The following is a 21865-nucleotide window of genomic DNA, read 5'->3' as shown; positions in this document are numbered from 1 at the left end:
CACGTCGCGGGCATCCGGTAGGAATCGGGTCGTGGACGAAAACGCGCTGCGCGAACTCGCCGACGACCGACTCCGCGCGCTGGCCGGCCCCGACGCCGCGCTGCGCGAGGACCAGTGGAGCGCGATCCGCGCACTGGTGCTGGAGCGTCGTCGAGCGCTCGTGGTGCAACGCACCGGCTGGGGCAAGTCCGCCGTCTACTTCATCGCCACCGCGCTGCTGCGCGAACTCGGCGAAGGCCCGACGGTGATCGTTTCGCCGCTGCTCGCGCTGATGCGCAACCAGGTCGATGCGGCGGCTGCGGCCGGCGTGCAAGCCGCGACGATCAACTCCGCGAACCCAGACGAGTGGGCCGACATCGAGGAGCAGGTCGCCGCCGGCGAGGTCGACGTGCTGCTGGTCAGCCCGGAACGGCTGAACAACCCCGACTTCCGGGACACGATCCTGCCGGAGCTCACCCAGTCCGCAGGCCTGCTCGTGGTCGATGAGGCGCACTGCATCTCCGACTGGGGCCACGACTTCCGCCCGGACTACCGGCGGCTGCGGACGCTGCTCACCGAGCTGCCCGAGGGCGTCCCCGTGCTCGCGACCACGGCCACCGCGAACGACCGCGTCGTGCAGGACGTCGCCGACCAGCTCGGGGTGGGCGGCGAGTCAACCGATCCGCAGGAAACGCTGGTCCTGCGCGGCAGCCTGGACCGGGCGAGCCTGCGACTGGGCGTGGTCCCTTTGCCCACGGCGCAGGCTCGGCTGGGCTGGCTGGCGAGCCACCTGAAGGAACTGCCCGGCTCGGGGATCATCTACACGCTCACGGTGGCGGCGACCGACGAGATCGCGGCTTACCTGCGCGACCAGGGCTACGAGGTGGCGTCCTATTCTGGCCGCACCGATCCCGCCGAACGGCAGCAGGCCGAAGCCGACCTGCTGGCGAACCGGGTCAAGGCGCTGGTGGCAACCTCCGCGCTGGGCATGGGTTTCGACAAGCCCGACCTCGGATTCGTCGTCCACCTCGGCGCGCCGTCCTCGCCGATCGCCTACTACCAGCAGATCGGGCGCGCCGGGCGCGGTGTGCAGCGGGCCGAGGTGCTGCTGCTGCCGGGCCCGGAGGACCGCGACATCTGGAGCTACTTTGCGTCGCTGGCCTTCCCGCCGGAACCGGCGGTGCGCGCGGTTCTCGATGCGTTGGCGCAGCAGGAACGCATGTCGACTGCTGCGCTCGAACCGCACGTCGAGCTCGGGCGCACCAGGTTGGAGATGGTGCTGAAGGTGCTGGACGTCGACGGGGCCGTCCGCCGGGTGAAGGGCGGTTGGGAGGCCACCGGCGAGCCGTGGCACTACGACGCCAAGCGCTACGAGCGCATCACCGCGGAGCGGAAGTCCGAGCAGCAAGCGATGCTCGACTACCTCGGCACGTCGTCTTGCCGCATGGAATTCCTGCGGCGGCAGCTCGACGATCCGGCGGCCGAGCCCTGCGGGCGCTGTGACAACTGCACCGACTCCGGCTATTCGGGCGACGTCGACGACCAGGCCGTGCAGCAGGCGGAGGAGCGACTGCGGCGACCCGGTGTGGAGGTTTCGCCCCGCAAGATGTGGCCGAGTGGCATGGATGTGCTCGGCATCCCGGCCTCCGGCAAGCTGCCCGCCGACCAGCAGGCCACCACGGGCCGGGCGATCGGGCGGCTCACCGACATCGGCTGGGGCAACCGGCTGCGAGAACTGCTCGCTGCCGGCGCGCCCGACCAGGAACTGCCGGACGACCTGTTCCAAGCCGGGATCAAGGTGCTGGCCGCGTGGGATTGGGCGCAGCGGCCAGTGGGCGTGGTCGCGCTCGGTTCGCGGACGCGTCCGCGGCTGGTGCGCAGCCTCGCTGAGCGGATCGCCACGATCGGGCGGTTGCCGCTGCTCGGCGAGGTGCTGACGAACCCGAACACGACGCCCCGGCGCGCCACGAACAGCGCCCAGCGGGTGGCGTCGCTTTGGCAGCAGTTCAAGGTGCCGGAGGACCTCGCCGCCAAGCTGTCCACGCTGGACGGACCGCTGCTGCTGATGGACGACTACGCCGACACAGGCTGGACCATCACAGTCGCCAGCCGCCTGCTCCGCCAAGCGGGTGCCTCGGCAGTCCTGCCCTTCACCCTCGCCACCACTTCTTGATCGGCTCGAAACCAAATCACAGGACCCGTTAGTACTTTGTGCGCAATAGAGGCTGTTCCGGAAGTGATCGTCGGAGGTGCGGCAGCGTCGGCGTTTGTCTTCGAAGCGGCGATTATCCCGACAGTGGTGTGCGTCCGGGCCAACTGTGCGTACGTCGCCGCCCCGTCCGGCAGCCAGCACAGCCCCGGACGCTCATCAGGCCGTCCGTGCGGCTCGAACGCGGCGCGGCGGGTACGCCGCTTTGGCCATGAAATCGGGAATCGCGGCAAGCCGGGTCAGGAAGTGCCGTTCCTGCTGCGCCCCGGGCAGCCGGAAGGCGGGCAGCGCCGATTGCGCTGACTCGTCGAGGTCGTTGAGCCGGTGGTCGATTTCCGGGAGTCCCTGGAGGAGTTCGTTCAGCGGATCCTCCTGGGCGAGGACTTCCAGCAGTTCGCCGGCGAGCGCGCGACTGTGGTCACCGGGCCAGTCTGCCCGACGCGTCAATGCATTCGACCAACTCGGAACATCGAACGAAATTCACTCGAAATGGATCACGAAAACGCCCAAATGTGAACGAAATACGGAGAAGCGATTCGGTGCCCTCGAAACTGGAGCCGAGGGCACCGCGGGAGGTGGCGTCAGAAATCGAATCGACCAGCACGCACTCCGGCGACGAACGATCGCCACTGATCGCCCGAAATCGTGAAATACCCCGCCGTCCGCTGCTTCGAATCCCGGACGGCCGCGCCGTCACCGAAGCGACCGACCTCGACGCAGTCCGTCACCTGCGCCGACCGGCTCGACTTCCGCCAACCAACCGGCTTCGCCGTAATCACGCAATGGCCTCCATCTCATTCGCACACTTGGCGATGAACGCGATCGAATCGGCATCGTCCATCGCGAACGAGAGAAGGGTAGTGATCGCGTCCAGATATTCCTGCGCGAGTCCGGGGTTGTAGAGAAATGCAGCAGAGCGGTAGTGCTCCAAGTGAACTATCGGCTGCGCCTTCTGGAACTCAAAAACCACGAACGGCCCGACATGCCCCGGATGCCACGTCGTCGAACCGCTGGGCACCACCCGGACGTCGATGTTGGGCCAGTCGGCCAGATCCGCCACCTTGCGGAGTTGTTCGGCCATGACCGCGCGGCCGCCAATCGGCTCCCGGAGCGCGTGCTCGCTGATGATCGCCGTCAGCCGCGGGCCCCTGCGGGCGGAGAGGATGTCCCGGCGGCCGACGCGCATCAGCACCAGCTTCTCGACCTCGCCGACCGGACGGCCGCGCATCACGGCGCGCGCGTAGTCGGAAGTCTGCAGCAGCCCCGGAATCAGCCCGGTAGCCACGTTGGTTATGCGGGTGGCGGTGCGCTCGAATTCGATCAGCGCGGTCAACTCCTGCCGCACGCCAGAGCGGTCCGCGGTGAGCCAGTTCGGCAAATCGGCATCGCGGGCCATCTCGACGAGTCGATCACGTTCGGTTGCCGAAACGCCCAGAGTGGTCATGAATGCGGCCACCACTTCCGGCGGCGGGACGGACTTCCCCGTTTCGTACCGCATCAGCCTGACGTGATTGGTGTCGAGCTCCTGTGCCAGCGCGCGCAGGCTCTTGCCGACCTCTTCCCTGGCTTCGCGCAGTTCAGCGCCGAGCGCGCGGGCCTTCGGCGTGCCACCAGTGGTACGGGTCATGAAACATAGCGAAACAGAATTCGGGTCTGGTAACTACTACCTGTTCAGGTAATTGGCCATCCGTTTCGGTACCACCAAAATGGTACGTGTGACGACGACCACCCCAGGAGCACGCATCCTGGTGTCCGATACCGCGCTCTCGTCGGCGTCGTCCCGGAACCGGCTGCCGGACGCGACACGCGGCGGACGCCTCAAGTCGAGTTGGAACAGGCGGTGATCACGCATGCCACACCCGTTTCGCTGGCAACCGGGCAACGGACAGCGACACGCCACGCTGAAACCCCGGCCCCGCGGCGGCTTTCCGGCCGAATCGCAGGTCGAGACACTGTGCGGCAAGCAGATCACCGTGGACAACTCCGACATCGCTTGGCTGTGGACTACCTGCCCCGAGTGCGACAAGACCGCACACGAGTTGGCCGGCACCCCCATCGCTCCCTGTAATCCAGGCCCTCCCACTGGGTAATTTGGATCTTTCGCACGGGGCAGCGCAGACCGTACTGTGGCGTCACCCGTACGAGGTCCGGAGGACAACAGCACACCTCCGGCGCGCACGGGCGTCCTGCCACTAAACCCGAGGATGCGATGGCACACGAAGCGGCGACGGCTGAGAAATCCCGACTTCCCCTTCGCACGCTGGTCGCCGCCAGCACCGGCCACGCGGTCGAGTTGTACGACTGGACGATCTACACGGCTTTCAGCGTCTACTTCGCCGCATCGTTCTTCCCCGGCAACCTCGCGCTGATCAACACCCTCGCCACGTTCGCGCTGGCGTTCTTCTTCCGCCCGCTCGGCGGCTGGCTGCTCGGCCGGTTCGCCGACCTCCGGGGCCGCAAGACGGCGATGCTGCTGACCATCTCGCTGATGGCAGGTGGCTCGCTGATCATCGGATTGCTACCGACCTTCCAGTCGATCGGCTGGGCTGCGTCGATACTGCTGATCCTGGCGCGGGTCGGGCAGGGACTTTCGCTGGGCGGCGAGGTGTCCAACGCCTCGGCCTACCTGGCAGAGATCGCGCCACCGGCCAAGCGGGCCCGCTACTCGGCCTTCTTCTACATGTCGACCGGTTCCGCGCTGCTGGCCGCCTCGCTGCTCGGCTTCGCGCTGACCGCGCTGCTCACCGAGGACCAGCTCACCGACTACGGCTGGCGGATCCCGTTCCTGATCGGCGGTGTGCTCGGGGCGCTCGGCATCTGGCTGCGCCGCACGCTCGAGGAAACCGAGCAGTTCGAGGAAAACCGCGCCAAGGCCAAGGCGCTTAAGAATCCACTGTGGATGACGCTCAAGTACCACCCCAAGGCGGTCGGCCAACTCGTCGGTTTCAGCATGCTGTCCACGTTGTGCTACTACACGTGCTTCAGCGCGCTGACCCCGTTCGCGGTTAAGAGCCGGCACGCCGACGCCGCCGATGTGTTCCTAGCGCTGTCGATCGCCACCGCGTTGTTCATCGTGCTGCAGTACCCGATGGGCGCGCTGGCGGACCGAATCGGCCGGAAGCCGCAGCTGCTGGTCTGGTCGGCGGCGACCGCGCTGCTGATCGTGCCGCTGTCCACTTTGGTCGGCCCCGGACTGGGCGGACTGCTGGTGGTGTTCTGCGTCGGAGTCGCCTTGTACACGGCGATGACCTCGATCGCGCCGGCGATCATGTCGGAACTGTTCCCCACCGAACTGCGCGGCCTGGGCATCGGCGCCTGGTACAACCTCACTGTTGCGATCTTCGGCGGCACGGCGCCGCTGGTGATCCAGGCGCTCGCCCGTTACGAACTGTCGACGATGTTCTTCTGGTACATCGCCATCGGCGCAGCGGTCGCGTTCTTCGTGATCCGCACTCTCCCCGAAACCAAAGGCACCGAACTCCGCTGACCCCGACAGCTTGTGAGTGGAAGGCAGCTTTGGCTACGTGGCAGCTGCATGGTCGCCCGACGAAGGTGCCCTTCACCTCGAAAATCCGTTGTGGGCTGCTCAGCGAAGCGGGACGAGGTCGTCGGCGTGGACCACCTCTCGGCGTTGTTCCGCCGGTAGCTCGTGCGTCGAGCGGCCGATCAGGTCCGGGAGTTCCGTCGCGTCGTAGGCGACGACTCCGCGCGCCACCACCTTGCCCGCCGGGTTGACGAGCTCGACCACATCGCCGCCGTCGAAGGCACCCTCCACCGCCGTTACGCCCGCCGCCAGCAGGGAACGGCGGCGCTTGACCACCGCCGCCACCGCACCGTCGTCCAGCCACAGGCGGCCGTTGGCTCCGGCCGCGTGCGCCAGCCAGAAGCGGCGTGCCGACAGCCGACTGCCGGTCGCCGCGAACGCCGTGCCGACGTCGGCCGGACCGAGCGCGCGGTCGGCCAGCACTGCCGAGGTCAGCAGCACGGGAATCCCCGAGGAACAGGCGACCCTCGCCGCCTCCACCTTCGACGCCATGCCGCCGGTGCCCAAGCCGGACGCGCCGGTTCGGCCCGCCCGCACGCCCTCCATGTCCGCGTCGCCGTTGACCTCGCGGATCGCCGAAGCGTCGCCACGGCGCGGGTCCCCGTCGTACAGAGCGTCCACATCGGACAACAGGACCAGCGCATCCGCCCCCACCAGGTGGGACACCAACGCCGCCAGCCGGTCGTTGTCGCCGAAGCGGATCTCGTGCGTGGCGACCGTGTCGTTCTCGTTGACCACGGGCACCGCGCCGAGTCCGAGCAGCCGGTTCAGGGTGCGCTGCGCATTGCGGTAGTGGCCGCGGCGCACCACGTCGTCCGCGGTGAGCAGCACCTGCCCGACCGTCAGGCCGTACCGTGTGAAGGACTCCGCGTACGCGTGCGCCAACGCCTGCTGGCCGACGCTCGCCGCGGCCTGCTGGGTCGCCAGGTCCTTCGGCCTGCGGCTCAGCCCCAGCGGCGCGATGCCCGCCGCGATCGCCCCGGACGACACCAGCACAACCTGGCCACCAGCGGTGACTCGTCGGGCCACGGTGTCGACCAGCGCCGCCAACCGCGCCGCGTCGAGGCCGCCCTTCGTGGTGGTCAGCGACGACGACCCGACCTTCACGACAACGCGCTGCGCTGCCGCGACTGCTTTCCTGGTCGCCGAGAGCTGATCGCTCACCGTCCTTCTTCCTCCTCGACGAACCTGCCGAACTCGTCCAGCGAGCTGCGGCGGGCCTTCTTCGCCGCCTTGCGGTCGGCGGCCGAGATCCGGTCGTCGTGGTCTATTCGCAGGTCGGTGCCGCGGCGGCCGAGCACGCCCGCGACCCCGGCCGGCGTGGACGGCTCCCAGTCGAAGGTCATGTTGCCGATGGTCACCTGGCTGCCGGGCTTCGCACCGCGCTTGGCCAGGGCTTCCTCCACACCGAGCTTCGCCAACCGGTCGGCGAGAAAGCCGATCGCCTCGTTGTTACCGAAGTCGGTCTGCCGAACCCAGCGCTCCGGTTTCTCGCCGCGCACCACGAACGCGCCCTCGAACTCGGGATCGGGCTCGACGGTGAAGTTACCGCTGTCCACGGCCGTGGGCCGGACCACCACGCGCGCCGGCTCCGGCGGCGGCAGCTCCGCCCGGTAGCGCTCGACCTCGGCGGCCATCGCGAAGCTGAGCTCGCGCAGCCCTTCGCGGGAAGCGGTGGACACCTCGAACACCGGCCAGCCGCGCGCGGCGACGTCCGCCTTGACCAGTTCGGCCAGCTCCTTGGCTTCCGGCACGTCCATCTTGTTGAGCACGACCATGCGCGGGCGGGACGCCAGGTCCTGGCCGCCCTGCTCGGCCTTCAACGCCGGGGTGTACTGCGCCAGCTCGGTTTCCAGAGCGTCCACATCGGACAGCGGGTCGCGGCCGGGTTCAAGAGTGGCGCAGTCCACCACGTGCACCAGGACCGCGCAGCGCTCGATGTGGCGCAGGAAGTCCAGGCCCAGCCCGCGGCCTTCGCTGGCACCCGGGATCAGGCCGGGCACGTCCGCCACGGTGAACACCGTCTCGCCCGCGGTGACCACGCCGAGGTTGGGCACCAACGTGGTGAACGGGTAGTCGGCGATCTTCGGCCGCGCCGCGGACAGCACCGAGATCAGCGACGATTTGCCTGCCGATGGGAACCCGACGAGGCCGACGTCGGCGACCGACTTCAGCTCCAGCACCAGCTCGGACTGCTCCCCCGGCTCGCCGAGGAGCGCGAAGCCCGGCGCCTTGCGGGCCTTGGACGCCAGTGCGGCGTTGCCCAGCCCGCCGCGACCACCGGCGGCGGCGACGAACGTGGTGCCAGCGCCGACCAAGTCAGCCAGCATCTCACCGTCCGCGGTCAGCACCACTGTGCCGTCCGGGACTGGAAGAATCAGATCTCCGCCGTGCGCGCCGTTGCGCATGCTGCCCTGGCCCGGCTTGCCGTTGGCCGCACGGGCGTTCGGGCGGTAGTGGAAGTCAAGCAGGGTGTGCACGTTCGGGTCCACAACGAGCTGGACGTCGCCGCCCTTGCCTCCGTTGCCGCCATCCGGGCCGCCCAGCGGCTTGAACTTCTCCCGGTGCACCGAGGCGCAGCCATGCCCGCCGTCGCCTGCCGCGACGTGGATGGTCACGCGGTCAACGAACCGCGACACGAATGCCTCCAGGAAAACTCCGGCCGAGCCCGGCCCGGCGAAAACGGTCTTAGCGCTCCGCGCGTGCGAAACAGGGGGCGCACGCAGCGTCACCTACCTTGATGGTGCCGCGCGGGGCGCGATGTTGCCGTGGGGCGTGACGACCCGCACAACACAAACGACGAGGGGCGGGCCGGACAAGCCGGACCCGCCCCTCGTCGGGAAGTACTTCGCAGCCGAGAGCCGGGTCAGGCCTCGGCCGGCAGCACGCTGACGGCCTTGCGGCCGCGGTAACGTCCGAACTGGACGGTGCCAGCGGACAGCGCGAACAGGGTGTCGTCATTACCACGCCCGACGTTCAAGCCGGGGTGAAACTTGGTGCCCCGCTGCCGAATCAGGATCTCGCCGGCCTTGACGACCTGGCCGCCGTAGCGCTTCACCCCGAGGTACTTGGGGTTCGAGTCGCGGCCGTTCCGAGAGCTGGATGCGCCCTTCTTGTGTGCCATGACTACTCAGGTCCTCACTTCGTGATGCCGGTGACCTCAACGCGGGTCAGCTTCTGCCGGTGACCCTGGCGCTTGTGGTAGCCGGTCTTGTTCTTGAACTTGTGGATGCGGATCTTGGGGCCCTTGGTCTGCTCGACCAGCTTGCCGGTCACCGACACCTTGGCCAGCGCGTCGGCGTCGGTCGTGACCTCAGAGCCATCGACGACCAGAAGCGCCGGGAAACTGACCTCGGAGCCCAGCTCGCCCTCGAGCTTCTCGACCTCGACGACGTCCCCGACAGCCACCTTGTACTGCTTGCCGCCGGTCTTGACGATCGCGTACATGAGTCGGAAGTCTCCTGCTGCTCGGTTTCGCTACTTCACCAGGTCTGCGGCGGACGTCCACCTCGACCGCGCGGGGCGAGGATTCCTACCACGCCGCCGGTGCAGCGCCTCGGTGGGTTCCTGTCTCGGCAGCCGAGCCGCACGGGCGATCGCATTCGAAACAGGCGTTTAATCTCTCCGCCCGTCCGGCGGCGAGAAGTTCTCATCCATCATACAGACCGCGATCCCAACCCCGATCGACCGGGGCCGCACTGCGGGAAGGACCCGGCCGCGGAGGCCGGTGACGGACGAGCCGCGACAGCGTACGACCACCGGATCCGCGTGGTCAAATCCAGCCACCCAACGTTAGAAGGTGCCGGGCATTGACCTGTGCTTGCTAACGTGAGTCGCTTATTGATTCGGATCTGGGGACACAAAGCGTGACAGACATCGCATCCGAGACGACCCGGGGCGAGCGCGCCACACCCGAAGCCCCCGTTCCAGGCCTCGTGCAGCGGTTCGGTCCCCTGCTCCTCGGCCTGTCGGCGCTCGTGCCGCCGCTGATGATGCTTCGGGAAGTGCTGCGCTACCCGCAGATGCACTTCTACGACTACTGGTGGGTCCTGCTCGACATCACCAACGCCGACGGGTCGCTGCGCCCGGAGGCGCTGTTCGGGTTCCGCAACGAGCACCCGTTCGTGTTGCCCAGCCTGCTGTTCTGGCTCAGCGCCCGGTACGGGCACGGGCTAAACCAGCCGCTGGGGCTGCTGATCATCGCGTTCGGCGTCGTGTCCGTGCTGCTCGCGTGGATGATGCTGCCGAAGGCGCTGAACCCGTGGCAGCGGGCCGGGCTGGTGGCGGCGTCCTCGACGCTGGTTTTCAACCCGCACGGCATCCACAACTACGTACGCTCGATGAGCGGGGCATCGTGGATCCTCGCACTGATGCTGGTGCTCGCGGCGCTGCTGGCGATGCAGCGGGAGCACCGGGTACTGGCGATCGTGTTCGGGTTGCTGGCGTCGATCAGCTACGGCACGTCCTTCGCGGTGTGGCCGGCGCTGGCCCTGGTGGCCTGGCTGCGCGGCGACCGTCGCCGCTCGATCGCGGCTCCGATGGTGGTCGGGGTGCTCGTAGTGGCGTCTTGGCTGGTGCTGCGCGGTCCGCAGGGCGGGGGCGGAAGCTCTCCGACCGACGATCCGGCGCAGGCGCTGCTCGCCGGGTTAAGCATGCTCGGCATGGTGTGGACCGGCACCGAACCGGCGATCGCGCTGATCGCGGGCGTGGCGGGTCTCGCGGTGCTCGCGCTGCACGTCCGGCAGACCGCAGAACAACGTCGCAGTGCCGCTGCTTGGTGGGGTCTGGCGATCTACGCGGTGGGGTGCGCGGTGATGATCTCCGGTTCGCGCGCCGCTTTCGGCGAGGCCGCCGGGTTGCAGAGCCGGTACAACAGCATGACCGCCGCACTGTGGATCGCGGTCCTGGTGATCGTGGTCACCTGGCCGCGTTGGCCGAAGATCCGCACCGTCGCCGTCGCGGGCACGGTGCTGGCCACCGTCGCCCTGGGCGCCCCGATGGCGCAGAGCGTGCGGTCCGATGCGCCGAACCAGAATCTGCTGGCCATCGCCGCGCGCATCGGTCACCCCGACGCGTTCGAGGACCGGTTCCCCGAACCGGACCAGCTGCTGCCGCGGCTGCAGGCGCTCGGGCACTACCCGTTCTCCGGCGAGTTCACGCTGGGCTGTCCCGACGGCCTGGAGATCGGCGACCGGGTCAGCACCGCGGAGTGGCGGACCCCCAGCGTCGGTGCGCTGCGGGAGTCGCGGCCGGACGGCCGCGACGTAGTGCTCAACGTGGAGACCGACCAGGTTCAGGGCGGCGCCCGGATGCTCAAGGGCTGGGCCATCTCCGGGATCGAACGCGCCGAGTGCATCGCCGTGCTCGACCAGACCGGCACGGTCGTCGGCGGCGGAGTGGTCGACATCCCGCGCTCGGACGCGGAAGCCAAGACGCCCGGCATCGAGATCGGGCTCGGCTTCGAGGCGGTCGCCCCCGCGCAGCCCGGGCTGCTGCGCGTCGCCTTCCACTTCCCCGACGGCTGGTGGATCCGGCCCCTCACGGAAAGTCCGCAGGTCAAGCCATGACAGATGCCGCACCGGACGTCGAGGTCTCGTTGCTGGCCCCGGCCAAGAACGAACGCGAGAACCTGCCTCGGCTGTTCGCCGAGATCCGCGATGCGATGCAGCAGCAGCACCGGACGTGGGAGCTGCTGGTCGTCGACGACGGCAGCACCGACGGCAGCTGGCAGGTGATCGCGGAGCAGGCCCGGCAGGACCCCCGGTTCCGCGGCATCCGGCTGCGGCGCAACTTCGGCAAGGCCGCCGCGCTGGCCGCCGGGGTCGCCGAGGTCCGCGGGGGGTTGTTGGTCACGCTGGACGCCGACCTGCAGGACGATCCCGCCGAGATCCCGCGGCTACTCGCGGAGCTCGACAACGGGGCCGACCTCGTCAGCGGGCACAAGGCGCAACGGCAGGACCCGCTGGGAAAGCGGCTGCCGTCGAAGGTGTTCAACTGGGTTACCGGGCTGATCACCGGCCTGAAGCTGGCGGACCACAACTGCGGGCTCAAGGCCGCGCGGACCGAGGTCTACCGGCGCGTGCCGCTGTACGGGGAACTGCACCGCTACATCCCCGCGCTAGCGCACCAGCTCGGCTACCGGGTCCGCGAGCTCGCCGTGCACCACCGGCGGCGGGTGCACGGCAAGTCCAACTACGGGCTGGAGCGGTACGTGCGCGGCGCCCTGGACTTGCTCACGGTCGTGGCGCTCACCCGCTATGGGCGACGCCCGGCTCACCTGTTCGGCGGGCTTGGGTTGCTGGCCGGGACGATCGGCACGCTGATCCTGTTCTACCTGAGCGGGGTGTGGCTGTTAACCGATCAGTCGATCGGCACCCGCCCGCTGCTGACTCTGGGAATCCTGCTGGAGATCTTCGCGGTGCAGATGATCTCCGTCGGTCTGCTCGCCGAGCTGGTGCTGCACCGGACCGGGCAAGACCAGGACGTAGACGTGCTGGTGGCCGACCAGACGACGAACGCGAGCCCGGCTCAGTCCGGTAAGTCACCGTGAGTGTTCACGGTACTGTGGCAGCCAGCAGTACATACGGGTTCTGACCAGTGGGAACACGCAGCGCTGCGGGCATGCGGAAACGGCCCGGCGGACACGCGAGGGGTGCGCACAACTACGGTCGATCACCGGCCGTATGGTCTCCCCGTGCACCCTGAGTCGGCGAAGAAACTTCGGCTGTCCGCCTCGCTGCTCGGGCTCGTCGGCACCGTGCTGGCGTTGCTCGTGCCTTTCCTACCTATCAACCACGATGTGGTGACATTACGGTGGCCAACCGCGGAAGGCACGAAATCGGTGTCCGCGCCGTTGGTCGCCTATTCACCGCTGTGGCTGGACGCGGAGGTGCCGTGCGCGGCCGCGCACGGGCTGGACGCGCGCACCGCGGGGCCGGCAATCCTGTTGAGCACCAACCCGCCGTCGTCCGACTACGGCAAGCTGACCGGGCTGACGTTGCAGGTCGACAACGGCCAGGCCGCGCTTTACTCCAAGGGCCAGCAGGTGAGCACCGTGCCACTGCCGACCGGTGACTGCACCATCAGCGTGCGCGCCGACGCCTCCGGCACCTCCGCCGGGATCGGCAAGCAGGTGTGGGCGCGCGTCCTCGGCGACCAGCGCCCCCAGCTGACCGGCATCTACTCGTCGCTGGACAACACCGTCGACGACGTGCGCAGCCTGTCCTTCGAGGCCCGCGTCGACAACCGGTTCAGCAGCTATGCGACACCGCTCAAGCTCGTGGTGATCGCCTTGACCATCGCGGCGTTCATCGGCTCGGTGATCTGCCTGCGACGGCTGGACGTGCGCGTTGGACGGCGTCCGCCGCGGCTGGCCCCGCGCGGCTGGTGGAAGCCGACCTTTCGCGATGCGGCCGTATGCGCAGCACTGGTCGTATGGTGGTTGATCGGCGCGATGACCTCCGACGACGGCTATGTGCTGAGCATGGTGCGGTCGGAGCACAGCGCTGGGTACGTCAGCAACTACTACCGCTGGTTCGCCAACCCGGAATCGCCGTTCGGCTGGTTCTACGAGTTCTACGCGCTGTGGGTGCAGGTGTCGACGGCAACACCGTGGGTGCGGTTGCCCGCGCTGCTGATGGGCGTCGTCAGCTGGCTGCTGATCAGCCGCGAGGTGCTGCCGCGGCTCGGCCAGCAGGTGCGGCGCAGCAACGCCGCCGGCTGGGCCGCCGCCGCGGTGTTCCTGGCGTTCTGGCTTCCCTACAACAACGGGCTCCGCGCCGAGCCGGTCGTGGTGCTGTTCTCGCTGCTGGCGCTGTGCGCAGTGGAGCGGGCCGTCGCGACTGGGCGCCTGATGCCCGCCGCGCTGGGCTTGGTCGGCGCCGCGTTGTCCGTGGGCGTCAACCCGCACGGCCTCGTCGCGGTGCTCCCCTACATCGCCGCGGTGAAACCGTTGTTCCGGTTGGTGCGCAAGCGGGCGCAGGAGTTCGGCTGGGTGCCGGTGCTGGCACCGATCTCCGCTTCCGGGTTCGTGATCCTGACGCTGGTGTTCTACGACCAGACGTGGCAGTCGGTCATGGACGCGATGGAGCTCAAGACCACCTTCGGTCCCAACGGCCGCTGGTACGAGGAGCTCAACCGCTACAGCCTGCTGTTCAGCCAGAGCCCGGACGGTTCGCTGACCCGCCGGTTCCCGGTGCTGCTGGTGATCCTGTGCCTGGCGACCTGCGCTGTGGTGCTGCTGCGGCGAGGCCGCATCCGTGGCGCCTCGCTCGCCTCGAGCCGACGGCTGCTCGCGGTCACCGCGCTGTGTTTTGCCGTGCTGGCCCTGACCCCCACCAAGCACACGCACCACTTTGGCATCTTCGCCGCATTCGGTGGCGCGCTGGCCGCGCTGACGGCGTTGGCGACCAGCACCACCGTGCTGCGCTCCCGGCGCAACCGGGCGGCCTTCGTCGCAGGGCTAATGGTGATCTTGGCGTTCGCCTCCACCGGCCCGAACGCCTGGTGGTACGTCTCGGGCTGGGGCATCCCGTGGTTCGACAAACCGCCGTCGATCAGCGGGCACCAGTTCAGCACGCTGTTCCTGGTCTTCGCCGGGATCGCGGGCATCATCGCGCTGATCGAGCACCTGCGGATCGACGAGAACAACCCGAAGATCGTCGATGAGCGCTGGGACAGCCCGGAGAAGCGCAGCCGGGCGCTGCGGCTCGGGACCGCGCCGCTGTCGGTGCTGTGCGCGCTCATGGTGTTCGGCGAGGTCTCGGCGTTCGGTAAGGCCATCCAGGAGCGCGGCGACAGCTACAGCCTGTCCACGGACAACATCAAGCAGCTCACCGGGGCCAGCTGCGGGTTGTCGGACTACATCGGGGTGGAAACCGATCCGCAGGCCAGCGTCCTGCCAGTGTCGCCCGAGCAGCCCACCGTGGCCGCGCCGCCCAAGAACTCCGACGTGCCGGTGCCGCCGCGCCGCTTGGCCGATCGGGAGACCGCCGAGCAGTACCTCCAGCCCAAGCAGGTCGGCTTCACCCGCCCCGGCGTACCCCCGAGCGACGGTGCCGCCCCGGAATCGCCGAACTGGAAGCCGCCGCACCAGTTCGGCGGCGACAACGCCCCGGCGTGGGGCAGCTTCGACGACGCCGGGACGAACACCGGCGAGTTGCGCACCCCCTGGTACGACCTGCCGGAGTCGGCCCGCAACGGCGAGGTGCCGGTGGCCGTGAGCCTGGCGGGCGCGGAGACCGGGGCGAACTTCGTGCTCCTCGAATTCGGCAAGGACACCGACCGGGGCTTCCAGATCACCGGCCGCTACACCGTGGAGCAGGGGCCGCCTCCCGGGTGGCGGGACCACCGCTACATGCTCGGTGCCGAAGCCGAGGGCGCGACGAAGATGCGGCTGGTCGCGGTCGACCAGGCGCTGGGTCGGGAGGGCTGGCTCGCGGTGACCGCGCCGCGGGTGCCCAAGCTGACGAACATGACCGAGGTCATCGGCGACGGCGCGACGTTCGTCGAGTGGCCCGCCGCGCTGGTGCATCCCTGTCTGCGGATTTCCGGGCTGTACAACGGGATCGCGGAGATGCCACGGTTCCGGGTGTCGGCGGGCGAGGAGGTCCGGGACATCGGCGAGGGCTGGTCGTCGCCGGATGCCGGCGGGCCGTTCGGCTGGCTGACCGTGGCGTCCAGCGTCCGAGAGCTGCCGACCTACCTGCGCAACGATCCGCAGCAGGACTGGGGCTCGCTGTTCGTGGTGCACCCGTATGAGGCGGATGCGCTGCCCGCGCAGGCGGCGATGGAGGTGCACTCCGAAACCCACTGGGGCACCTGGTCGCCGGGGCCGCTGACGCAGTCCGTGGAGCTGCCGGGTGACATGCCCAGCTCCGATGACCGCACCGACATCCCCACCTTCGACGACAAGCAGGACTGACCCCGGGGCGGGCGTTTTCGATCCGAGTGAGGGCACCTCCGACCGACTGAGCGGATCGGGAGCCCCTCACTCATGCCTGTCCAGGTGAGGGGATTGCGGTGGTGGGTGCCTTCGGCGGCGTGGTTGCTCGCACCCGCCGCGGGTTCTGGTGTCGGGGCGGGTGGGCATCATGGGGGCCGTGAATCGGTATCGCGAGCGGCCGCCGGTCGGGGCGCTGAGCACGGCCATCGCCTGCGTGTGGACGCACGGGGCTGGGTCGCTCGGCTACCTGCAGCGCGTGGTCCCGGACGGCTGCGTGGATCTGATCTGGATGGGCGACCGGCTCGACGTGGTCGGACCGGACACTACGGCCAGGCTCTCGTCGCTGCCGCCGGGCAGCCGCATCACCGGGATCCGCGCCAAGCCCGGCGCTGCCCGACTGCTGCTGGGCGACATCCCCGCCACCGAACTGCGCGATCTGCAGGTCGACAGCATCGACATCTGGTGCTCCCCGATGCGGGATGTCATGGGCAGGCTCAGCGATGAGCCGGATCGGGCTGGGCGGATCCTGGAGGAGTTCGCGTTCTCGCGGCTGTCGAAGTACCGGCCCGATCCTGCGCTAGCGCATGTGGTGGCTGCCCTCGATGCTCCGGTCCCACCCGCGATTCCGGTGCTCGCGGACAGCGTCGGGCTGTCCGTGCGCCAACTCCGACGGCGTGTCGCGGCTGCCGTCGGATATGGCCCGCAGACGCTCGCCGGCGTGCTCCGCTTCCAGCGGGCGACGCGGCACGGCTTGGGCTGGGGCGGACTCGCGGAGCTCGCCCACGCCAGCGGTTACGCCGACCAAGCGCACTTCACGCGCGAGTTCCGCCGCCTCGCCGGGGTGACCCCACGCCAGTACTTCAGCATGTTGCCGCAGAACGGCTTGTGAGTGCTTTGGGCGCTATGGAGGCTGGTTGCAAACTCGTTATGCGGCGGTGACGCGCCTGGCGTCGCTGCCGTGCAGCCAACGGACCCTCCAGCGACGATAGATGGTGGTGGCACAAACGGGCCGTTCACCTCACACCCGACCTCGGCAGCGCCCTGGATAGCTCGGGTGGCGCGCTCCGCTAGGCGTGTTAAGAGCCTCGGCGCTTCAAAGACACCAGCGGCCCCTTTACAACGCCGCACCACCACATCCCGAACAGCCGCCATAGCACCGCGAGACCACTCACCGCACCTGGCGATCAGGCGAGAGCGCTCCAGAAATCGAGGCGGTGTTCCGCGACGAAGTCCGTTCCGGTGATCTTTTCCGGATGCAGCGACTGCACGTGCGGATCGGCCGACGAGAAGATCTGCCAGCCGGGCAGATCCGGCCCGTTGGGGTCACCGCTGCGCGCGAAGTTCGCCCAATAGCGGTTCATCGTCGCCGCCAGTCGGCGCTGCGCTTCGGTCAGCGGTGCCGGGTCGCCGAGGTCGAACTGATAAGCAACCTCGGCGCAATGGTGGGCACCGGGCGGGAATTCCGGCGGGAACGGCACGACCGGCGGCGCATCCCGGTCGGCGAGTTCGTAGACGTACGTGGCGGTTTCCGCGCTCAGCGCGTTCGCGAAGTCCCACACCGAGCGTGCCCAAGCCGCGTCACCGATCACATCCGCCCAGGCCAGGCTTGGAGTCGCATGCGCATCAACGGGGTACCGCTCGGCCACCTCGTCGGCTGCGGCGTCTAAGCCGTCTGCGAGCAGCTTGTCGTAGCCGTCGCGCCTGATCGGTCGACCTGCGGCGACCCAGAACAGCGCCGTGAACAGCCTGGCCTCGTCCCGGGTTCCACCGGTAAGCACCGGGACCCGGTGGAACCGCCCACCGGGCAACGCCTGCATCGGGGAGTCCGGCAGCACCGCGCCGCCGAAAGCTGGCCGGCTGAACACCGATGACACGTTGATCAGCTGTTCGACCGGGACGCGGCGCAACTGCTCGATCGCCGCCCCCTTCCCCGGCTGCACCCAGCCGAGCTGGCCGACCAGGTGATCCGCCAACCCTCCGAGTTCCGCTGTGGACAGTTACATGGTCGGCATCTCGGGTGATCCGGGTGCCCAGGCACCGGCCGGGGAGCGCAGCAGCCTCCAGTACTCGCGCGGTCAGCAGACGAAGTGCTCGACCGCGGCCACGCGCTCGGCGGTGCATCGAATCATGTGTCGACGACAAGAAGAATGGCCGATCCGTTCTTGAACGAATCGGCCATTCTTCTCGATCTACTCAATCTTCGGTGGTAGCCCCTGTAGGGGCGTCCTCCACCGGCGGACCGGCCGGACGCGACGCGGCCCGGCGAACCCGTCGCACCGGCGCGGCCGGGGCGACGCTCGGCATTCCGTTGTCAGCGGACTGCTGCGGCTCCGCCGACTTGCTGACCACCAGCGGAGTCGCCGGAGCACCGGCGCTCCCAGCGGCCCGCGTCGCCTTCCGCCGCGGTCGGCCATTGGCCTCCGCGGGGGCCTCCGCCACCGGCTCGGCCTTCTGCGGCTCAGCCTTCACCGGCTCCGCTGAAGGCTCGAGCGCCTTCGGCTCGACAACCGGCGTCGCCGCCTCCGCCGTCACGGCCTTCGGCTCGACGACCGGCTCTGGCTCAACCGGCGCCTTGGGCTCGAAAACCGCCTTCGGCTGAACCGGCGCCTCCAGCTTCGGCGTCTCCGGCTCGGTCTTGACGGCCTCGACCTCGACTGCCGCAGGCTCCGCCTTCACCGGCTCCGCCGACTTGACGGGCTGCGGCTTGGGTTGCTCGACCTTGGCAACCTCGACCTTCGGCTCTTCGGCCTTGGCAGCCTCCGCCTTGGCCTCGCTGCGCGGCTCCGCAGCGGGCTGCTCGTCGTGTTGCTTGCCGCGGTGCCGGTTGCGGCGGGCACCGTTGTTGGCGGCCTGGCCGTTCGGTTGCGTGACCGGCTCCGTCGAAACCAGCAGGCCACGGCCGCGGCAGTGCTCGCAGGTACTGCTGTAAGCCTCCAGCAGCCCGGTGCCGACGCGCTTGCGGGTCATCTGCACCAGACCGAGCGAAGTCACCTCGGCGACCTGGTGGCGGGTGCGGTCCCGGCCCAGGCACTCGGTGAGGCGGCGCAGCACCAGGTCTCGGTTGGACTCCAGCACCATGTCGATGAAGTCGACGACGATGATGCCGCCAATGTCGCGCAGCCGGAGCTGGCGGACGATCTCCTCGGCCGCCTCCAGGTTGTTGCGGGTGACCGTCTCCTCAAGGTTGCCCCCGGAGCCGGTGAACTTGCCGGTGTTGACGTCGATCACCGTCATGGCTTCGGTGCGGTCGATCACCAGGTAGCCACCGGAGGGCAGCCAGACCTTGCGGTCCAGGGCCTTGGCGATCTGCTCGTTGATCCGCTGCTCGGTAAACACGTCGTTCTTGCCGACGTGCTTGTGCAGCCGCTGCGCCAGGTCGGGTGCGACGTGCTTGACGTAGGCCTCGATGGTGTCCCAGGCGTCGTTGCCCTGGACCGTCATGGTCGAGAAGTCCTCGGTGAACAGGTCGCGGACGACCTTGATCAGCAAGTCCGGCTCCTCGTAGAGCAGCTGCGGGGCCTGCGCGCCCGGCGTCTCGGCCTTCTCCTTGATGACCTCCCACTGCGCCTGCAGTCGCCGCACGTCGCGGTCCAGCGCCTCTTCGCTGGTGCCCTCGGACGCGGTGCGGATGATCACCCCGGCGTTGTCCGGCACGATTCGCTTGAGGATCTCCTTGAGCCGCTTGCGCTCGGTGTCCGGCAGTTTGCGGCTGATGCCGGTGGCACCGCCGCCCGGCACGTACACCAGGAATCGGCCAGGCAGGCTGATCTGGGTGGTCAGACGCGCGCCTTTGTGGCCGACCGGGTCCTTGGTGACCTGCACCAGCACGCTGTCGCCGGTCTGCAGGGCCTGCTCGATGCGGCGTGCCTTACCCGCCAGCCCGGCTGCGTCCCAGTCGACCTCGCCGGCGTAGAGCACCGCGTTGCGGCCCCGGCCGATGTCGACGAACGCCGCCTCCATGCTCGGCAGCACGTTCTGCACTCGGCCGAGGTAGACGTTGCCGACCAGCGAGCCGGAGCCCGACGAGGTCACGAAGTTCTCGACGAGGACGTTGTCCTCGAGCACCGCGATCTGGGTCTGGTCGCCGTTTTGCCGGACGACCATCTTGCGGTCCACCGACTCGCGGCGGGCCAGGAACTCGGCCTCGGAGAGCACCGGCGCCCGGCGGCGACCGGCCTCGCGGCCGTCCCGGCGGCGCTGCCGCTTGGCTTCCAGCCGGGTTGAGCCCTTGACCGCGCGGACCTCGTCGTCGCTGCTGTCCTGGCGGGTTTCCGCGGCCGCCGGCTCGCGCACGTGCACGACGGTGTTCGGCGGGTCGTCCTCACGGGCGCCGCTCTCGTCGTCCGCAGAGCCCTTGCGACGGCGGCGACGCCGACGGCGCCGGTTGGACTCGCCGGCGCCATCGCCCTCGGCTGGCTGTTCCTCGGTGGCTTCGTCGGTGGCCGGTTCAGCTGCTTCGGCGCTGGTCTCCTCGGTGGTCTCGGACTCTTCCTCCCCGCCCGACTCGGACTCGGCACCGCGACCCCGGCCACGGCCCCGGCGGCCCCGCCTACGGCGGCGGCGACCAGCGGGTTCGTCCTCGGCCTCGGCGTCGGCCCCTGGCTCTTCGGGCTCGACGGCCTCGGGCTCCGGCTGCGCCTCCTGCTGCTCCAGCCCGGCCTTCGATACGGGCTGCGGCCCCTGCGGCGGCTGCGGTGCCAGGAACATCGCCTCCGGAGCGGCGAAGAGCGGCGTCAGCCCGGGCGCGGCCGCGCTGGTGGCCGACTTGACTCTGGCGGGCGTGAAGTCAGCAGCGGGCACCGCGGGCTCGACCGCAGCCTGCGGTTCGGCCCCGGCCTCGCTACTGCTTTCGGCCTGCGCGGGCTCGGCCGGGCTGTCAGACTCCGCCACCAGCTCGGGGTGCAGGGCCTGCACCACCTGCAGGGCAACGTCGCGGGTGATGTTCGACTGCGCGCTGCGGACCGATTCACCGATCGATTCCAGCGTCGTGATTATCTCCCGGCTGCTGGCGCCCAGCAGCTTGGCCAATGCGTGCACCCGGAGTTTGGCGGGCAGTTCGATCGTGCCCCGCTCTTCCCGGGTAGGTGTGGGCAATTGCCCGCTGGTGCTTCCAGCGGGCGTATCCATGTTCAACATCCAGCTCCTCCGCCCCCGGGCGCGTCCGGTGGACGCGGCCGCACAGAGGCATGTGCGATCTTCGGTCTCCGCCGCCCGCAGGCGACGGCAATTCTTTGTGGTCCCTCCGCCCCGGCCTTCAGGCCGGGAAGTCACACGGCGGGTCGACGACGTCCGCGCCGCCGTCACCCCGCCGCGGGGCCTCCCGCCGGAATCTGGTCGCCGCCTGAGGCCCGGGCCAACGGGTCGACAATCCCCCCGCCGTCGAGCCGACCCTGCTCCAGCCGGGTCGCGCTCGCGGCGGCCGACGGTGCCAGACCGGCGACGACACGCAGGGCGCTCAGTACGTCGTCGGGTCGCACGACCGGTGTTGTCTGCCGCACGACCGTTACAAGTATCCCATACGGTTCCGACGCCTCGGGCCAATCGTCCACCTGGGCGGTCGACGCGGAAATTTGATCACTCTGCGCGACGGTCCGGGGACCGCCCTGGACCTCCGCGCTGACCAGCGCCGCCCGTGCGTCGATGGTGCGGCGGCCGTCCTTGGTCATCCGCTCCACCAGCGCGGTGTCGGCGGCCATCAGCGCCGTTACGGCGTCGCGCAGCTCGGCGACGTCCGTGCCGGGAAGATCGATCCGCCACCGGCTGACCTGCAGCCGGTCGGCGAGTGCACCGGGCTCGGCGTCCGCCGCGTCCAGCACGTCGATCCCGTCCGGCAGCGCGGCGTTGAGCTCCTCGCGCAGCACCTCCGGGGCGAGTCGTTCGACGAGTTGGATCTCGACGTACTCGGCCACGCTGGACACGCCGGTGGGCACCGCGCCCGCCCAGGACACCTTCGGGTGCGGGCTGAAGCCCTGGGAATATGCCATGGGCACCCCTGCCCTCCGCAGCGCGCGTTCGAAGGCGCGCGCGACGTCCCGGTGCGAGGTGAACCGCAGCCGCCCCCGTTTGGCGTAACGCAGCCGAAGCTTCTGCACCGGTGGCGCCGAGGGATTGGGGTGATCTCGCCGACTCAGGATGCCCTCCCCGACCATTAATCGTCATCGGCGGTCGCCGTTGACCGCTCCGATGTCGA

The 21865-nt window shown here is 69.2% G+C and carries 17 protein-coding genes; 7 read left to right on the top strand and 10 right to left on the bottom strand.

Going from position 1 to position 21865, the window contains the following annotated elements:
- Window positions 1-31: 31 nt before the first annotated feature.
- Window positions 32-2152, top strand: a complete 2121-nt coding sequence (locus tag ACWDKQ_RS10020; protein WP_450138391.1) for a RecQ family ATP-dependent DNA helicase — start codon at window positions 32-34, stop codon at window positions 2150-2152.
- Window positions 2153-2347: 195 nt separating this feature from the next.
- Here the strand turns inward: ACWDKQ_RS10020 and ACWDKQ_RS10015 are convergent, their stop codons facing one another.
- The 3 genes from ACWDKQ_RS10015 to ACWDKQ_RS10005 form a co-directional block, all read right to left on the bottom strand.
- Window positions 2348-2635: a hypothetical protein gene (locus ACWDKQ_RS10015; RefSeq protein ID WP_450138390.1), complete on the bottom strand. Its 288-nt coding sequence runs from the start codon at window positions 2633-2635 to the stop codon at window positions 2348-2350.
- Between the two features lie 134 nt (window positions 2636-2769).
- Window positions 2770-2967: a DUF397 domain-containing protein gene (locus ACWDKQ_RS10010; RefSeq protein ID WP_450138389.1), complete on the bottom strand. Its 198-nt coding sequence runs from the start codon at window positions 2965-2967 to the stop codon at window positions 2770-2772.
- Entirely contained in the window at window positions 2964-3815 is an 852-nt protein-coding gene (locus ACWDKQ_RS10005) for a helix-turn-helix domain-containing protein (protein WP_450138388.1), read from the bottom strand. The genes ACWDKQ_RS10010 and ACWDKQ_RS10005 overlap by 4 nt, the downstream gene beginning before the upstream one ends.
- Before the next feature lie 223 nt (window positions 3816-4038).
- Between ACWDKQ_RS10005 and ACWDKQ_RS10000 the strand changes: the two genes are divergently transcribed.
- Both ACWDKQ_RS10000 and ACWDKQ_RS09995 read left to right on the top strand, forming a co-directional pair.
- Complete coding sequence (locus ACWDKQ_RS10000) at window positions 4039-4278, top strand: zinc finger protein (RefSeq protein ID WP_450138387.1); 240 nt, start codon at window positions 4039-4041, stop codon at window positions 4276-4278.
- A gap of 119 nt (window positions 4279-4397) precedes the next feature.
- A complete protein-coding gene (locus ACWDKQ_RS09995) occupies window positions 4398-5675 on the top strand; it encodes an MFS transporter (protein ID WP_450138386.1) in 1278 nt (425 codons plus the stop codon).
- Between the two features lie 99 nt (window positions 5676-5774).
- Here the strand turns inward: ACWDKQ_RS09995 and proB are convergent, their stop codons facing one another.
- From proB to rplU, 4 genes are all read right to left on the bottom strand, one after another.
- Window positions 5775-6896 carry a glutamate 5-kinase gene (proB, locus tag ACWDKQ_RS09990; protein ID WP_450138385.1) on the bottom strand — a complete coding sequence of 374 codons (1122 nt, stop codon included), beginning with the start codon at window positions 6894-6896 and terminating at the stop codon, window positions 5775-5777.
- Entirely contained in the window at window positions 6893-8383 is a 1491-nt protein-coding gene (gene obgE, locus ACWDKQ_RS09985) for a GTPase ObgE (protein ID WP_450138402.1), read from the bottom strand. Before obgE ends, proB begins: the two co-directional genes overlap by 4 nt.
- 215 nt (window positions 8384-8598) lie before the next feature.
- Entirely contained in the window at window positions 8599-8856 is a 258-nt protein-coding gene (gene rpmA / locus ACWDKQ_RS09980; RefSeq protein WP_010695777.1) for a 50S ribosomal protein L27, read from the bottom strand.
- Between the two features lie 14 nt (window positions 8857-8870).
- Window positions 8871-9179 (bottom strand): 50S ribosomal protein L21, encoded by a 309-nt coding sequence (rplU, locus tag ACWDKQ_RS09975; RefSeq protein WP_010695780.1) that lies wholly within the window; start codon window positions 9177-9179, stop codon window positions 8871-8873.
- Between the two features lie 419 nt (window positions 9180-9598).
- On the opposite strand from rplU, the gene ACWDKQ_RS09970 reads away from it, so the two are divergent.
- The 4 genes from ACWDKQ_RS09970 to ACWDKQ_RS09955 all read left to right on the top strand — a co-directional run bounded on the left by ACWDKQ_RS09970 (window position 9599) and on the right by ACWDKQ_RS09955 (window position 16564).
- On the top strand, window positions 9599-11299 hold the full coding sequence (locus ACWDKQ_RS09970) for a hypothetical protein (RefSeq protein WP_450138384.1): 1701 nt from the start codon (window positions 9599-9601) through the stop codon (window positions 11297-11299).
- Complete coding sequence (locus tag ACWDKQ_RS09965) at window positions 11296-12282, top strand: glycosyltransferase family 2 protein (RefSeq protein WP_450138383.1); 987 nt, start codon at window positions 11296-11298, stop codon at window positions 12280-12282. The genes ACWDKQ_RS09970 and ACWDKQ_RS09965 overlap by 4 nt, the downstream gene beginning before the upstream one ends.
- Window positions 12283-12426: 144 nt before the next feature.
- On the top strand, window positions 12427-15654 hold the full coding sequence (locus ACWDKQ_RS09960) for an arabinosyltransferase domain-containing protein (RefSeq protein ID WP_450138382.1): 3228 nt from the start codon (window positions 12427-12429) through the stop codon (window positions 15652-15654).
- Between the two features lie 169 nt (window positions 15655-15823).
- On the top strand, window positions 15824-16564 hold the full coding sequence (locus tag ACWDKQ_RS09955) for a helix-turn-helix domain-containing protein (RefSeq protein ID WP_450138381.1): 741 nt from the start codon (window positions 15824-15826) through the stop codon (window positions 16562-16564).
- 295 nt (window positions 16565-16859) lie between these two features.
- On the opposite strand, the gene ACWDKQ_RS09950 is transcribed toward ACWDKQ_RS09955, so the two are convergent.
- From ACWDKQ_RS09950 to ACWDKQ_RS09940, 3 genes are all read right to left on the bottom strand, one after another.
- Window positions 16860-17648 carry a carboxylesterase family protein gene (locus ACWDKQ_RS09950; protein WP_450138380.1) on the bottom strand — a complete coding sequence of 263 codons (789 nt, stop codon included), beginning with the start codon at window positions 17646-17648 and terminating at the stop codon, window positions 16860-16862.
- Between the two features lie 220 nt (window positions 17649-17868).
- Entirely contained in the window at window positions 17869-20811 is a 2943-nt protein-coding gene (locus ACWDKQ_RS09945) for a translation initiation factor IF-2 N-terminal domain-containing protein (RefSeq protein WP_450138379.1), read from the bottom strand.
- Between the two features lie 164 nt (window positions 20812-20975).
- Window positions 20976-21767, bottom strand: coding sequence for a TIGR03936 family radical SAM-associated protein (locus ACWDKQ_RS09940; protein WP_450138378.1), 792 nt, complete (start codon window positions 21765-21767; stop codon window positions 20976-20978).
- Window positions 21768-21865 lie beyond the last annotated feature (98 nt).

The organism is Saccharopolyspora sp. NPDC000995 (assembly GCF_053599315.1).
This window is presented reverse-complemented; position numbering and strand designations above follow the sequence as displayed.